The 16,934-nt window shown below is 47.7% G+C and carries 6 protein-coding genes; 3 read left to right on the top strand and 3 right to left on the bottom strand.

The features are described from left to right. Positions 1-403 precede the first annotated feature (403 nt). Positions 404-11,926: an Ig-like domain-containing protein gene (locus SPEA_RS20325; protein WP_041411132.1), complete on the top strand. Its 11,523-nt coding sequence runs from the start codon at positions 404-406 to the stop codon at positions 11,924-11,926. 7 nt (positions 11,927-11,933) lie between these two features. After that, positions 11,934-13,148, top strand: coding sequence for an OmpA family protein (locus SPEA_RS20320; RefSeq protein WP_012157060.1), 1,215 nt, complete (start codon positions 11,934-11,936; stop codon positions 13,146-13,148). A 24-nt stretch (positions 13,149-13,172) separates the two neighbouring features. On the opposite strand, the gene SPEA_RS20315 is transcribed toward SPEA_RS20320, so the two are convergent. After that, on the bottom strand, positions 13,173-14,906 hold the full coding sequence (locus SPEA_RS20315) for an OPT family oligopeptide transporter (protein WP_012157059.1): 1,734 nt from the start codon (positions 14,904-14,906) through the stop codon (positions 13,173-13,175). A gap of 269 nt (positions 14,907-15,175) precedes the next feature. Here SPEA_RS20315 and SPEA_RS20310 point away from each other — a divergent pair, with 269 nt between their 5' ends. Next, entirely contained in the window at positions 15,176-15,868 is a 693-nt protein-coding gene (locus tag SPEA_RS20310) for a TetR/AcrR family transcriptional regulator (RefSeq protein WP_012157058.1), read from the top strand. 62 nt (positions 15,869-15,930) lie between these two features. Here SPEA_RS20310 and SPEA_RS20305 read toward each other — a convergent pair whose 3' ends face one another. After that, positions 15,931-16,296, bottom strand: coding sequence for a hypothetical protein (locus SPEA_RS20305; RefSeq protein WP_012157057.1), 366 nt, complete (start codon positions 16,294-16,296; stop codon positions 15,931-15,933). Then, on the bottom strand, positions 16,287-16,907 hold the full coding sequence (locus SPEA_RS20300; protein WP_012157056.1) for a TorD/DmsD family molecular chaperone: 621 nt from the start codon (positions 16,905-16,907) through the stop codon (positions 16,287-16,289). Before SPEA_RS20300 ends, SPEA_RS20305 begins: the two co-directional genes overlap by 10 nt. Positions 16,908-16,934: the final 27 nt, after the last annotated feature.

The raw sequence follows: 16,934 nt of genomic DNA, 5'->3' as shown, positions 1-16,934 counted from the left end.
TACTTTTTCTAGCTGTTAAGTAACTCTTCCATTCTCAATAGAAAAACTCTCCTTTTATGTAAATGTTCGTGAGTCTACAAATAATCGCATCTGCTGACATTTAGAGTATTTAACCAAATATGTGTTCAGGTAAGTCGAAAGTATTACTATTTTTGGGTTTTATTGGTGGTCAATGCTATAAAATCCTGAAAAATATCTAAATTCAATTTCTATCACGTAAGCGCTATCTCTTTGTTTGTGTTGCATAAAAGTCGTTATGGTTGTATTTTTGTTGCGCTCTATATTGCTGGTGTTGATTACTAGTAGTAAAGACTTACAAATAGTGCTGCAGTCATGGTTTAGTGTCGTCTAAACCTCTGCAACTAGAGCCCAGCCAAAATAAAAATTATAAATCAGAGTCACTATGTTAAAAAAACTCCTGCTTCCTTCTGTGTTATTCGCAGCAATCATTTCTTCGTTTTCGTTACAGGCTGCTGTGCCTGTGCTTTCTACTGCACTGCCTACTACCGCCAAAACGGGCGAGCAAATGTGTTTCGATATTGGCATGGGTAATGCTGAAAGCTCGGCAGGTTTTGGTCCCTATATTCGACTCGATTTACCTATGGAAATGACACTGGATTCTGCCAGTTTCTTTGGCGCCTCTGTAGATATTACGTCTGTAGGTGTCTTCCCCGAATCTGGGCTGCTAATGGATCCTATTACTGGTGACACTGTTAGCTCTGTCAGTGGCCGAAGCTTGTCTCTAGTCAGCTTGCCCTTAGGTTCCGTCGTCGCGAATGGTCCGGCATTAAGCACCCAGGTGTGTTCCACTATCGACACGGCGGTTGCAGTCGGTACTAGTTTGACTGTTAGTGCACAAGGTGTTTTTGAGTTCGGTGATACTACGACAGGAGTTAACGGCGCGATTGAGGGAGAAGTGGTTAGCGATACCCTGATGACTACGGTCGTTGCTTTTTCATCGAGCCTACAAACACGTGACAATAAAAGTGTACCCGGTCCTAGCTTTAGCAATCAGTTTATTGATGCAATCGATGTTGCCAATGGTAAGAGTGTATTTGATGTCAGCCTACAACATAGCTTAGATCCTAACTTACAATATATTGGCAGCAGCCATAATGGCGGCAGTGGCTTTACTGCGGTTTCCAAGCCATCGACCATCATCCCGGGTGGCAGCTTGATTAGCAGCTTCAGCAGCGTGGTGGGGACTAAGGCTAATAGCGAGGCGTCGGTGAGCTATTCGGCCTACGTCACCGATATATTAGATGAAAGTCAGTGTGCACCGCTGCGACTCAATACCCATTCAAGTTTGGATATCGAACACCCAGATAATAACCCACTGCCACAGATTACAGATAACCTAGCCTTAACCGCTAAACACCTGATCATTAACCAAGGGGTTTCGCCAAACCAAGTATCGCCGGGTGACACTATTACCTATAGCAATGTCATCTCGTTGACCGAATATGGCACAGCAGACTCATTAGTGGTCACCAATACTCTGCCTGATGGCGTGAGTTTTGATTCGCATCTTAATATGCAAGTTAACGGCAGCACTGTGGCGATTGCGCCGATGGTGACAAGCAATAATGCTGTCACGACTGTTAGCTACGATGTTCATGCAGTGACAGGGAATTTAGAGTCAGGAAGCCAAATAACTATTACTTATCGCGCAGAGGTTAACCAAGAGTACCAAGCTGGCGATGCTGTTTTGGCTGCAGATAAGCTCAATGCTAGTGCTCAAGCCAGTTATAGTTTAACGGATGGGGCCTCTAGCTGTAGCGATAGCACTAATAGCAGCGTATCGATTACCCCTGTTTCTAACGACTTAAGCATTTTATTACCTCAGGCGGAATATGTACCTAATGAGACTGTGACTTTCCGACAAGAGTTGCAGGTTCCCTCTGGCGATACCAATAACATTGTTTTTGAAACCTACCTGCCACTGCCGGTGTTTGATGTCAGCAGTTTAAACATCAATTTTGGAACTGATATTCGCTTGGGCGCGAGTAGTACAGTTACGCTAGTACCGACAAATATCAGCATTGATGCGGCGACCAATAAGTTGCGTATCGAGTGGCCGAATTTCACGTCAGTGAAGAGTGAAACCCTAGCAGTCGATATCGATATCAGTATCACAGCCGTTCCCTTTGCCGATGGCCTAACATTGGCAACGCTTTTTCTTGCCAGTACCGAAAACAGTCCAAGTTTAGTGGCGCAGGGCTCCAGTCTAGTCAATATGCAGGTGCGTGCACCAGAGCTTCAACTTACCTATGGTATCGCTGCAAGTGATAACGCAGTTGCCAACGCTACCCTTGTCACTAGTACACCGGTTGATAGCGATATCAGTCAGTCTGATGCGGGGGATAAATTAACTCTGGTGATTAGCGCTGAAAATATTGGCGGCGCTAATGCCCATGATGTCGTTATTACGGCGCCGCTGATTGCAGGGATGACAAGTGCATCTCTGGTGTCTGTGACCGACGGCGAAGGTAAGACAATCAATAGCGCTGGCGACCTGTTTGGCAGTGGTTTAACCCTGACAGATCCCCTACCTAAAAACGATGGTTCGATAGGCGCGCCGTTGACAACCGATACTGTGCTTATTACCTACGAGGTGCTGCTCGATAATTCGGTGAAGCCAAATCAAGTTTTGATACCAGAGGCGGGTGTGACTTGGGCACCAGCCAGTGGTGCAACGCTTTTTCCGGCAGTTGAAGATATGAGTTACATCAGTATGGAGTTCCCTAATGTTGCAACGCAGCTGACTGCTGTGGCGCCTGAAGGACACATTGGCAATGTTGTAGTGGGTGATGTGGTCACTTATACCACCACAGTGACCTTGCCAGAAGGTACGACAGAAGCGCTCAATGTGAGCATGGACTTACCTGCGGGTTTTGCCTATGTAGATAGCTCTATTGCGGTTAATACAGCAGGTTTTGCTGGCACAGTGGATACCAGCCCAACGCTCAACACTAGCGGTGCAGTCGACAGCGGCCAGTCTCTTAGCGTGGCGTTTGACAGCCCATCGAATACCTTAGTCAATAACGACAATTTTACGAGTAACAACAGTTTTAGTTTTAGCATTAATGCATTAGTGACTAACAGTAGTGCGCTAACTGCCTTGACGTCGGCACAATCGCGTAATTTAGACGTTGGTTTAACCTATCAAGATCAAACCGGTACGGCGATTAAAGATAGCGCTGCAATTGACTTTACTGAACATAAGCTAGCAGTTAGCGCGAGTTTCTCGCCTGCTAGCGGCTTGGCTTCCGGTGATTTAGTAGAAGTGACTATTGAGCTTAGCAATACAGGCACGGCTCCCGCTTATGATGTGGTGTTGACCGATGTGTTAAACGCTAACTTGTTTGATGTGACAAGTGCACTAGAAGCGACTACGCCAGCTAACTTTAGCTACAGTTTTGTCAGCCCAACCGTGACCTATACCACCAGCAGTGCAATCGCCCCAGGGCAAAGCTTAACTTTCAGCTATACCGCAAACGTCAAGCAAGGCGTAGTGACCGGTTCTAGTTATGATAATAACGTCTCGGTCGTCGGTGATAGCCAGCAAGGCGATATTAGCAATCCAGATCGTGACAGTAATGACAGCGCTACACCAACGGCTGCAATCGGCTCGTTGGCGATCAGTGAGTTGGTGTTAATTGACTCAACAGAGTCTTGGACAAGCGATGCCGTCGATGGGGTGGAGGCGGCGATAGGCGAAACCCTTACCTACCGTTTGACGGTAGATGTGCCTCAAGGAGTAAGCATTGCAGATGTTAGCCAAGCCATTATTGATATCAATCTGCCCGATGGTGCGCAGTACATAGTAGATAGCTCGACAATTAACGCCGTGAATTCGACCACATTACAAGGTGCTAAGCTGACGGGCGGTTTATCGCCGATCCCTACCGCTGTAGCGCCAATCACACCGCTAATCAGTAACGGTGTGCTTGGTTTTGATCTGGGCGATCTGACCAATAGTGACAGTGATAGTGCAGATACCGAGCAGCTACAGTTAATTTTCTCACTCTTGGTGGATAATACCGCTGCTAACGAGCGGACAAACGTTAAGTCAGTTATCGCCAATGTGAATTACCAAAACGTTAATGCTAATCCTCAGACGGCCTCACAAACCTCAGTATATAACATCGTTGAAGCCGACTTAAAGGTAAGTAATCAAGTGTCACCATCCAGTGCCGCGGGCGGTGAGCCAGTGGTATTTACCTCGGTTATCAGTAATAAAACCAGCAGTGATGCAACTCGAGGTTGGGAGTGGGCGGTGAGCTCAGAGTTGTCTGCTCGCCTGGAAAATCTAAGGGTAACCAGCGCAACACTTTCTCGTGCAGACGAAGACCTGCTCACTTGCTTTAGTTTTAGTGGTAATACACTTGTCTCTGATGCTAGCTGCTTGACCGCAGAACAACACTATTTGGCTCCCGGCGAAAGCATCACTCTAGTCTATTCTGCCACGCTCGATCCGAGCATCGGCTTTGAGGAGCGGATAACCTCAAAACTGAAGGCGACAGTGACTTCGTTACCAGGCAGTAAAGGTTCGGGCTCTACCGCACCAGGATTGCCAAATAGCGATAATGGTGAGCGAACGGGTAGCGGTGTAGATAATGACTCTGGCCAGCAGGTTAATGATCTCTTAGCGAGTGGCTCTGCGAAAATTACAGCGGGTAAACCGAGTATTAACCTCAGTGCCGCGACGAGTGATCTGCCGATCCTCGCGACGACAACAGTCACCGCGACTATGGCGATCCCTGTCGGTACCACAGACAATTTTGTGTTTACCTACGATCTCCCCGAAGGACTTACCTATACTGGTACGCCAGTAAATGTACAGTTACCCGCTAGCAATTTTGTTGCGAGCAAGTCACCTAATGTGGCGCTAACTCGGGGTGATGATCCATTAGTATTCGATTTTGGCTCCATTCATAACAGCGCAGCAGGTGCGCAAAATATTGCCATCGAGATTGAAGTCGAGGTGGATAATAGCTTGGCTAACCAAGCTGGAGAGGCGTTGACCGTTGGCGCATCAGCCAGCTACGACAATGCGTCGGCGCCGCCGCAAACTAATATTGATATCAATGTGATTGAGGCTAACTTAAGCCTTAGCAAGACGATTACAGCCGGCGCAACCGGTAGCGATGCGGGCGATACCGTGTCTTATCGCATCGTGCTCACTAACGAAGCCACCGATGCCAATGCTTATCGCGTCGCCTTATCCGATGTGTTGCCTGCGGGCTTACTCGGGGCGCCTGATGGCAGTGGTAGTGGCATCAGCTTTAACAATATTACTTTGCAAAATGATCAAGGCGCGGTACTCAGTAGTGGCGGAGCCAGCCTAAGTCAGGCCGATGCTCAAATTACTACGACAAACTTAGCCGATGATACCCTAGGCTGGCCGTTATTTACTTTGCCAGCAACAGCAACAATTACCATCGACTATGACATCGTCATTAGCAATAACGTGTTGGCGGGCGATCTACTCACTAATACAGCTGAGGTTCACTACAACAGTTTGCTTGACGGCAGTGGCCGTGATGCGAGTGATTCAATGGATGATGATCAGCATTTAAATATTGACCAGTTGAACAACTATGGCGAGCGAGTGACCCAAACGCTAACGGTCGACTCATTGATCTCCGTGCAGCAATCTCTGGCTGCAGGTCAGGCTGATAACAAATTTGCCATCGGTGAGAAGGTGATTTATGACATCCGTATCGATCTGATCGAAGGTAGCAGTGACAGTGTGGTGTTAACCGACGTACTTCCCCTTGGCATGAGCTTTGTGGAGAGTCAGGTCATCGCTGGCTCTCATATTAGTTACAGTGGAGCAGGTACGGCTGCAGAATCACCCATGGGAACCTTAACCTTCGACTTTGGTGAGGTGAGTAATACTGCCGATGGTGATATCGATAATAACAACTTTACCGTAAGAGTAGTGGCCTTACTTGAAGACGAGGTAGCTAATACGGCTGGCAAGCTATTGGATAACACAGTTTCAGTGACAACAGCCGCGGGCGATGCCGGCCCGGATATCGAGACGATTATCGTTGCCGAGCCGCAGCTGAATATCATTATCACTCCAGATCTAAACCAAGTTTCTTTAGGGGATAAGGTGAGCTTTACGGTGGAGGTGGAGCATGATGGCAGCAGCGCCGATGCATTCGACAACCAATTTGAACTGATATTACCGCCGGAATTGAGCTATGTGGCTAACAGCCATACAGGTGACGGTGCACTCGATAATAGTGCCCCTAGCGTCTTAGCTATCGATTTTGGTTCTATTACGCAAGTGGAAGATCAAAAGTCATTTACCTTTGAGGCTCTCGTCGATAACAGCGCCGATATTAATAAGGTGCTAACCATAGCTGTTGCTAACGGTAGCTACTCATCACGTCCGGGAACGCCACTGGTTGAGCGTCAGTATCCGCTTACCGGTTCTGCTCAAGTGACTACCAAGAGTTTGTCATTTATCGATGTGGCTCACCGAGTGGATATCGCAGTCGATAACGGTGATGCAGGCGTGATCGAAGCGGGCGACACCTTGGTATATACCATTACCATAACGAATAAAGGCCCCTTGGCGAGTGAGGTGGTGTATTACGAAGCGCTGCCTAACAATACTCACTACGATGTGACCAATGTAGCGAGCAGCTCGCAAGGCTCAATCGAACTGATGAGTCTGCCTGATATGGTGTTCAATATTGGCGCTATGGATACCAATGAAACAGTGACGCTGACCTACCATGTAGTGGTCGACGATGGCGTGACTGCAGGTACCCAAATTCGTGCCCAAGGCGCAGTGGATTCTGAGCGAACCGTGCCTGAATTGTCAGATGCCGATGCTAATGACAGCAATGGCGATCAAGCAACCATAGTGTATGTACAAGATAGGGTTGATCGTTTAGATGCCTTATATATTCAGCAGACGGCGCAGTGGATTAACGATTTTGCCGCCAATGGTGACATCTCCCCGAAAGACACTATGAAAATCAGTTATTTCATTCAGAACTTATCGGCGAATGAGCTGACCAATGTGTCGGTAGATGAAGTGTTACCAAGGGGAGTCACCTATGTTGCTGCAACGGCGATGGTGGCTGGTAGCAATACCATCAATGTGCTCGATGACGACATTGCGGTGACCATTGCCAGTCTCGCTGCCGGGCAAGTGATTGTAGCCGAATATCAGGTCACCATTGATGATCCCTTGTACGATAGCGACGCCACACCGACCATTGAAACCTTTACCCATAGTGCCATAGGTAACAGTGATCAAACTGGTGAAATCGCTAGTGATAGCAATGGTAACCAATCCGATGGTTATCAGGCAGTACGCTACACCGCGGTAAGCGGGGGCGTTAGTGAGCCTGAGGTAGAGGTTTACCTCGATTGGACCTTGATCAACGATGTCGACGGTGATGGTTTGGTCGATCCCGGTGATCAAGTGCAGTATCACTACACTGTGGTCAACAGTGGTGCGACAACCGCCAAAAATAGCCGTTTAGTTAACGACATTCTTGCAAACAGCAAGATAGTGGCCAATAGCGGTTACACCAGTCAGGGCTTAGTAACCAATGAGGGGCCATTTGAGCTTAACCTTGGTGGTATTGCACCGGGCAGCGTAATTAATGCGGGCTACATCGTCACTATTGCTCCCGATACCGCCAATGGGACTGTGATTGCCAATCAGGGACAGCTCTCGGGTAATAACTTTAATCCGGTATTAAGCGATGACAATGCCGAGGCAGCCGATGGATTAAATCCGACGCTGCTGACGGTCAGTGTCGCGAGCCAAGCTGGCCAGCCATTATTGGCGGTAAATCTGGTCGAAACGAGTCTGCCTGAAACATCAGCGGGCGACTTCATTCAAGGTGAAGAGCTAACAGTCGACTTGGTATTGACCTTGCCGACGGGGCGCACAGCCGACCTGATCTTGAACCTGACCTTGCCGCAGGGCCTTGCGATTAAACCGAGCAGCCCACAGCTTAAGCGGATCTTTGATACGGCACTGACGGCGTCAGCGGCGCCTGCCAACCTCAATACCGCCGCTAGCGACACCTTTGTTGACGCCAGTGCTGCCATTGTCGTTAACGGTCTAGTTAACAGCGTCGTATTTGGGTCGGTGATTAACTCCGATGGCGATAATGACACTGAGCACTATGTATTACGCGTGGTTTTACAAGAAACAGGCCTAGTACCGACCATGGCGACAGAAGATTTTCCGCTGCAAGCGACCTTCTCCTACGTGGATCATCTTAATACTAACGTGACCTCAGAAGTGGTCGTTCAGCCCTTGCAATTCCTCAACCGCTTGCCTATTGCCTTGGCCGATGACATGGGCAGTATTGATGAAGATAGCCCGAGCCTAATCTTTGATGTGCTAGCCAATGATATTGATTTCGATATAGGTCACAGCATTAGTCTAACTGGTGTATCGACTCCAGCGAGTGGCTCTCTGGTCAGTATTGTTGCAGGTAAAGTGAGTTATACCCCAGCCGCCAACTTTTACGGCCCCGACCAAGTCACCTACACCATTGTCGATAATGCGGGTGGCTTAAGTTCGGCCTTATTAAGGGTCAATGTGATTGCCGTGAATGACGTGCCTACTGCGGTTGCGGATAGCTATAGCCTAGCCGAAGGCGCGACCTTGAATGTAGGCAAAGTGGCTGGCGTGTTACGTAACGATACCGATGTGGATGGTGACGAGCTTATTGTGACTTTAGTCAGCGGTGTCAGCCACGGCTCATTGACGCTTAACAGCGATGGTTCATTTAGTTATCAACATGATGGCGCTCAAGCCACACTCGATAGCTTCAGTTATCGAGTGAGTGATGGCACGAGCTACAGCGATGCTGTGACTGTGACCATTAATATTACTCCAGTCAATGATGCGCCGGTGGCGAGTAATGATAGTTTAACTCTGACAGAAGACAGCACGGGCGTGAGTTTTCCGCTGGCTAATGACGTTGATGCCGACGGTGATCCACTGACAATCACCTCAGCGAGCGCAAGCCATGGCACAGTCACGATTGGCAGTGAAGGCAGTATTCTCTATACCCCAGAGGCGGATTTTCACGGTGAAGATCAAATTAGCTACTGTATCGAAGACCCGCAGGGATTGACCGATTGCGCGATCATTACAGTGACGGTGATTTCTGTAAACGATCGCCCGGTGGCGCTGGACGATCGGGTGACGACAGAGATAAATCAGCCTGTGATGCTCGCGGTACTAAGCAACGATAGTGATAGCGATGGTGACACTTTAAGCGTGATCGCAGTTGCTCAATCGTCGCTGTCAGTAGTGGTCAATCCTAACAATACATTGACGATTACGCCGCCAGCGGATTGGTCTGGCGAAGTGAGCTTTAGCTACACCATCAGTGATAACAATGAAATCGAGCCACTGACTGCGCAAGCTAAGGTGACAGTGATTGTTGAAGAGGAGCCTGTCAATCAGCCTCCAGTCACTCAAGACGACATCATAGTGGTAAATGACTGGTCACAACTGAGTATTCTGCCGCTGGCAAATGATAGCGATCCAGACGGAGACAATATTCGCTTATTGTCAGCGAGTGTGGATTTTGGTCAGCTAACGATTAGTGGCAATGAGATCCGCTACACCCCTGCTGAAGGTTATATGGGCGAGGTGGTGATCGAATATCTGATAGCCGATGAAGAAGGCCTCACCGCAGTGGGCTATATCCGCCTATCGATTAACAGTGACGATGACTCCATGTTCCCAGTGATTTCAGTCCCAGCAGATCTTTGTGGTGACTTAACGGTTAATGCCAATGCCTTGTATACCCGTGTTGATATTGGAGCCGCAACCGCGATTGACAGCTTTGGCAATCCGCTACCTGTGTCGATTATCAACGACAACTTACTGTTCCCTCCGGGGCAGAGTCAGGCATATTGGCAGGCAACTGATAGCGAAGGGAGAGTCAGTATTGCGGCGCAGAATATCTGTGTTAGACCTTTGGTGTCATTCCAAAAAGATCAAACTGTGCTCGAAGGCGAAGAGGTCACAGTGAGTGTGCACCTTAATGGTCGCTCAGAAATTTACCCACTATCGATCCCTTACCAGCTGAGTGGTAGCGCTAGCAGTGGTGATTACCATGTGGTGACGAGCGAGCTAGTGATTGAGTCTGGCACCCATACTGAGATCAGAATAGATATCTTGATGGATGAGCTGGTGGAAGCTGACGAAACCATAGTGTTCACTTTAGATCCTAGTGTTAATCGTGGCGCTCAATATCAGCACCAAATCACCATTACCGAAGGCAACATTGCTCCTGAGCTGACGTTAACCGTCACCCAGCAGGATGAAACGCGCCTAACAGTGAGTCGCACAGCTGGCATGGTGATGGTTGATAGCCATATTTATGATGCCAACATTGCAGATACTTGGACATTAGCGTGGCAGTCGCAGTTGAGTAATCAAAGTGATGAAGCCGAGATATTTAGCTTCGATCCTGCCTCCGTGGCGGTGGGCGTTTACCCGGTGACATTGGTGGTAACCGACAGTGGCGAGCCTGCACTGCAAGATAAATCGACCGTCTATATTCAGGTGGTTGAGAGCTTAGCCGTACTAACGGATGCCGATTCTGATGGTGACTTGATCCCTGATTACCTCGAAGGCTATGCAGACAGCGATGGCGATGGCACCCCAGACTATCTGGACCGGGTCTCTGAATGCAATGTGCTGTTTGAGAGCTATCACAGCCAGAATCAATACCTGATTGAGGGAGATCCCGGCGTTTGTTTGCGTCGTGGTCAGCTAACTTATGCCGGTGATATTAGTGGCGCACTGATCTCTGATCACGCCAGCGACTACGCTGACTATCTACCTATCGATTCTCAGGCAGTCAATGTCGGCGGCATCATGGACTTTATTGCCTACGGCTTACCTGATAATCATCAAGCTTACCGTGTGGTCACGCCACTGCGTAAGCCTATTCCGCAATCGGCTGTATACCGTAAATATCGTAGCGAAAGCGGTTGGGGGGACTTCGTTGAAGACGCCAATAACAGTTTGTGGTCCACAAGTGGTGAGCCAGGCTACTGCCCACCAACAGGCTCGCCTCTATGGCGTCCGGGCCTAAATGAAGGCGATTGGTGTGTGCAGCTGATTATCCAAGATGGTGGAGCTAACGACGATGACGGCATAGTTAATGGCACCATTATCGACCCGGGTTATGTCGGTACGCTGCTTATCGGTAATCAGCAGCCTGTGGCAGAAGATGATCAGCTTACTGTTGGCGTAGATAGCATCAATGATATCGACGTATTGGTTAATGACAGCGACGCAGACGGCGACATACTCACGATTACCAGTGCCAGTGCGCGCTTTGGTCGGGTGGAGATAGTCGACGGCCAGCTTCGTTATCACGCATTGAGTAACCTTATTGGCAGTGATCTGATTGACTACGCCATCTCTGACGGTAATGGCGGCACCGCTTATGGCATCGTTAATATCACCATTTTAGCCAACCAAGCCCCAATTGCAGTCGATGACTATGCCGAGGTTAAGCAGGGGGAACAGGTCGGTATTAATGTGCTGGCAAATGATTCAGACCCAGACGGTGGCGTTATACGTTTAGTCAGCGCCGAGGCCGAAAATGGCAGTGTGCAGCTAGATGCTAACGGCTTAATTACTTATACACCTAATGCTGGCTTTAGTGGCGAAGACACTATCCGTTACGTGATCGAAGATGCCTTTGGCATGCAAGCCGAGGCCATCGTAAAGGTGAAGGTGATAGAAGTCATCAATGTGCATGACAAGACTGAATCATCTGGCGGCAGCGTGAACCTATGGAGCCTGTTAATCCTATTTATGTTTGTTTGCCTATATCGCCGTAACGGCTTTTTACTCAGTAGAGCAAAGCATCTCCTCTTAGTATCAGATAGTAAGGATTAGGATATTTATGAAAACTTATCCGTTTTGCTCGTCTTCAAGCGTTTTAATTACAGCACTACTTTGCCCTCTAGTGGTACAAGCCGCGGAAAATGAGTCGCAACAAACCGAGCATATGTGGTCTCAGGGTTGGTATCTCGGTGGACAGTTTGGTTTAGCGACAACCAATGTGTCTAACGCGGGATTAGATGAGCTATATGAGCAAGCAGGGATCGATGCGAGTAGCACTAAAGTTGATGATTCTGGAGCGAGTTATGGTCTATTTCTAGGTTATAAGTTCAATCAATATTTTAGTGTGGAAGCGGGATACCTTGATTTGGGCGAGCGTAGCGTCGAATTTTCTGGGCAAACAACCGATTTAGATGCTTATTATGATTTAGCCGAGCATGTATACCCTGAAACCGGTGATGGCTGGTCCTTGAGTGTATTGGGGACCTATCCCCTCAGCGAACGCTTCAGTGTTACAGGCAAGCTGGGTTATTTTGCTTGGGAGTTAGATGCCGTCACCTCTTCGATTGCAGATGAGGCCAGTCAAGTAGGCTCAGACTCCCACTCTGGCTCTGGAGTTTGGTTGGGCGCCGAGCTAGGTTATCAAATTAATCATGATATGCAGGCCTATGTTAGCTATCAGCATATGCCACTTGATGCCGATGAAGTCGGGGTGTTTGCTTTAGGTCTTAGATACTGGTTTGGCTCTGATTCTCGTGATGCCGCGCCAGTTTTACCTGCCGCAGTCGTGCCGACGCTTGCTAAAATTGGTAGTGATGGTGATAGTGATAGTGATGGCGTGTTTAACGCGCAAGATCAGTGTCTAGATACGCCGAGCACTCATGCGGTAGATAGCCGAGGCTGCACTCTGTTTGCCCCGAGAGTGGTCGAGATGAAGCTAACAGTCTTGTATGAGAATGACAGCGATAAGATCGACCTAAGCAACACAGATAAAATCCAAAAGCTAGCCGACTTTATCGAGCAATATGATATTAAACAGATCACAGTATTTGGTCATACATCGGCTGTAGGGTCTCAAGCATACAATCAAAAATTATCTGAGCGCCGCGCCGCATCTGTGGCTGAAATGCTAGCGGCAGACTTTAATATCGCTACAGGTATCATCAAAGCCGTGGGTAAGGGGGAGTCTGAACCTATCAGCCATATCCCAGAACAAAATCGACGCATTGAGGTTTATCTTAACGAGGAACTCAATCTACCAGTGTTAAAGCAATGATTTAAGTGAGAGCCTTGGGGCTGTTTAGGGCTTAATCATAAATAGCAGTGAACCTAATACGCCGGCGATACTCTCTCCGGCTATGCAGCCTGCCGCTAGGGCGATTAAGAATCGTTTTGACCAGCGAGGAGCCAGTTGTCTTAATACCCAAGCCAGTAAAGCACCAATGCACAACATAATGCTGACTTGAGCAGGCAGTACGAATGCCAATCCCATGGCTGACATACTTGGCAGGTAAGGATGCCATTTGGGTTTGACTACCAATAGCATAAGTTCATTGAGCGTCGCGACCACGATGCCGATAAACATCGCATATCGTGCCGACTGAGGGATGGCCTCTAACCCTTGAGTCAATGCCTGGGCTATGGCTGTCCAAGCTGCAACGCCTGGCGCTGGCCACTGCTCTGTCATTAGCTGTTCTGCAGGGTTGGGAATTAACAGCATGAAAACCCCAGCGCTGGTTACACAACCAACCAAAATTCCCATTGCTTGAGCAAACATTTGATGGCGAGGGTTTGTACCAAGTAACTGACCCGCCTTAAAGTCGTTGAGAAGATCTGTCGCTTGACCCGCAGCGCCACTGGCGACATTAGCAGTCATCAAGTTAGTGGTTAGATTTCCTGGGCTGATCACCGAAAAACTCAGTTGTGATAACTTACCTAATGCGCCGATAGGCGGGATGCCAGTTTCACCTACAACTTGCGCTGCAACGATTGCAAATATAAACGCTAAAGGCACGGCCAGCATTGCCGCAAACCAGCTAATATCGAATAGATAAACTTGCAAACCTATGAGGATCGGGGTTAATACTGACAGTAGTAAATACTCCTGCCAGCCCCACATCAAGGTAATTCTAGCTTTCTTCTGTGACTTAAATAATGAGATCGCGGTAGTGGTAACGGCGGACGCGAGCATCATTGCTACGCCGGGCCAAACGAGCCAGTCAATTAAGTAACTGAACCAATGACCATCTGCAGGCCCTGCTTGTTCCCAGCCTTGTCCCACAATATAGGGGCCTAGTCCTAACCAAGCGATGAGTGCACCTGCAAATAGGCTTAATGCCGACTTGGTTCCAATAATGGCGCCAAAAGCGAGTAGCATGTATGAGGGATCGATGATAAAGCCTAAGTTTTTTGCGCTAATACTGCTTCCAGCTACCGCTCCCTGGCCTGGTATGGAAAACCCCAGTGGTATTTTGTAGCTGACAGGGATAAAGATGCGATGTGCTATGGTCACGGCCATGGCCGATAGTAATGCCAGTGTTTTATGGCGGGCAATGCGTGCGCCACTAAACATATCATTAATGACCTCAGCAGTCGCTATCCCGGCGGGAAAACGTAAACGCTCATTATGTAACATGGCGGGTCTGATGGCTGAAGCGACACAGATCCCAAGTAGGCTAATGCTTATCATCCAAATCACCATCGGCCAATAATCAAACTCAGACTCACTGAGGATCATATAGGCGGGGATGGCGGATACGAGTCCTGCCGATAATGTGCCTCCCGCGGCAGAGGCCGCCGTTTGCTGTATGTTTGCTTCACGGGGGCTCCAAGCACGGCAAGGGATAGTCGCACCGATCCCCTTCCAAGCAATAAAACCGAGCAAGGATGCCAGTACCGACATATTGATTGACCAGCCAATACGCAGCCCCATGTATAGATTACACAGAACCAGAATGCTGCCTAGGATCATGCCTGTAACTATCGCGCGTATAGATAATGGAGGAGAGCTAATTTGAGGTGTATTGGGCATCATGTTACTAGTAGGGTCATTAAATTCTGATTAATGTTAATAAGCAGAATTTGAATAATATAAAAATTGTTTTATTTTGGTATTAGAGTTCAATGGTAATTGAAATTTAGCTTCACTTCTTGGGATAAGGTCTCATTTGAAACTTAAGAAGGTTAATTAGGCAAGTATTGGTAAATATGACTGATCCTTGTCACTCTTTATGCATCTTCGGAAGTTAAATAGTACCCCATTTGCTACATTAGCAAGATAGAAAAATTAGGGTTTTGCGATTAATGATAAGACGGGATAGAGAAGTAAAGTTACTCGATATAGCCAGAGAATTGATCCTTGAATATGGCATGGTATCGTTTAAATTCACCGATATTGCCAAGCGTGCCGAAGTATCTCGAGCCACATTATATAAGTACTTTTCAGGCAAAGAAGATGTATTGGTGAGTCTGTTTGTTCATGATGCAGAAAATACAAAACAGATGCTGGTGGATATCCAGGCTGATCTTACACTTAATAATCGAGAGAAAATTTTACTCAGTTTGCTGGCTCCAGTTGCAAGCTCGATGGAAACATTAAATCGTTCCGGCACCTTGTTGTTAAGTGCCAACCCAGGGATCTTTATGTATGCGAGCGATAAACAGCAGGCGCGGCTTGAGCAGATCGTCTCCGAAATACGACAGATAACCCTCGAGTTTTGGCTCGTTCCCTTTAATCAAGGTCATATGGGGGTTGCTCAAGAGTTGCTAGAAGAGGCGATGGCATTGACCTTTCCTTATCAAAGGGGATGTATTGTTATCCCTCAAAGCGTGATGAACGTTGGTAAGCATATTCATTATCCTTTAAGGAGAGTATTTGAGAACCTGTTGAAATCGACAGAGTCATTGAATTGGTGTGAAAAGCACGCAGATGTTGATTATGAGAAAGTCTTGATTGGCATTGGTCGGCATAAGAAAGAGGGCATGATTGCCTGTTAGATAATAGCTCTCAGCTGAGTTTGTTTTATTACACAGAGCCGTTTTCGTTAGGCCCTGTGTTGTTATACCATGCTGGTACTTTTATTTTGTGGGATTGATTCAATCAGAGGCTGTAGTAAAGGGCACCTTGCATTAGCCTGCTTAACAACATAAATCACAATATTTTGTACATCGTTTCTTTTGCAGCTTAAGGTGCACATCGCGCTGCCCATACAGACATGGATAAAAGGCTCGATATCGACATCGGCACTGTAGGCCTCGTCGATATAATCTCGAGCAGATGAGGCGATGTAGTTGCTAACGGTTCCGATAGATACTTGAGCAAAAATCCTTGGGTGTATCTCAAGAGAAGCGCTTATGTAGTCTTCAATCCAACTGGCAACCTTGGCGATTTTATATTGTAGCTTTAAGGAATCGATTACCCCCATAGCGTTCGCTCTTGCACTATGACGCCGTTAGACTCGACTAACACATCTAGGTAATCTTTCAGCAATAACCCCCAGCCTAAGTAGAAGTCAGTCTGCGCATGTTCAATGATGAGCTCGGCGATTCTATATCCCCAAACCGCTAGATGCTCCCCTACGATAACTTTAAGCTCTAATGTTTTCCCTTCATTAAGGGTAAATTCCACCAGTTGTAGCACCAAAGATATGTGGTCGACGGGCTGATTATCACCATCTGAGGTACTGAGTTTTATACCTAGTGCATCGATGCGTTCTTGGAGTTTCTGTGTGCTTGGCCCACACAGCAGGTTATCTTCACTCAAGTAATATGAGCCCCATAATGGAACCTTCATTTTACCAGGGCCTATAAATAACTGATTAAAATCCAATAATAGAGCTGGAAATTGTTCACTGGTGTATTGAGTGATGTAGTTGCTAATTAGTGCAACGCCTTCGCTGCGGGTCTGGCTCTCTGTTAGCAGAGGGTAACATGCGTTGAAGTCATGCTCTTTATAGACCTCTAGCATCTTATCGCTGGGATCATGGTACATATTGGCAGCTAAGGTGGGGGTGATTTCAGCCAGTGTTCTATTCATATAAACTCCGAAATAAAAAGAAAAGGC

It is taken from the genome of Shewanella pealeana ATCC 700345 (assembly GCF_000018285.1).
In the GTDB taxonomy this organism is placed as follows: Bacteria; Pseudomonadota; Gammaproteobacteria; order Enterobacterales; family Shewanellaceae; genus Shewanella; species Shewanella pealeana.
Note: the sequence above shows the minus strand (reverse complement) of the source record. Positions and strands in the feature narration are given on the sequence as shown.

What these genes read in the sequence shown, in the direction of transcription:
- SPEA_RS20325 (WP_041411132.1), top strand. Translation starts at nt 404, where the DNA reads ATGTTAAAAAAACTCCTGCTTCCTTCTGTGTTATTCGCAGCAATCATT.
- SPEA_RS20320 (WP_012157060.1), top strand. Translation starts at nt 11,934, where the DNA reads ATGAAAACTTATCCGTTTTGCTCGTCTTCAAGCGTTTTAATTACAGCA.
- SPEA_RS20315 (WP_012157059.1), bottom strand. Translation starts at nt 14,906, where the DNA reads ATGATGCCCAATACACCTCAAATTAGCTCTCCTCCATTATCTATACGC.
- SPEA_RS20310 (WP_012157058.1), top strand. Translation starts at nt 15,176, where the DNA reads ATGATAAGACGGGATAGAGAAGTAAAGTTACTCGATATAGCCAGAGAA.
- SPEA_RS20305 (WP_012157057.1), bottom strand. Translation starts at nt 16,296, where the DNA reads ATGGGGGTAATCGATTCCTTAAAGCTACAATATAAAATCGCCAAGGTT.
- SPEA_RS20300 (WP_012157056.1), bottom strand. Translation starts at nt 16,907, where the DNA reads ATGAATAGAACACTGGCTGAAATCACCCCCACCTTAGCTGCCAATATG.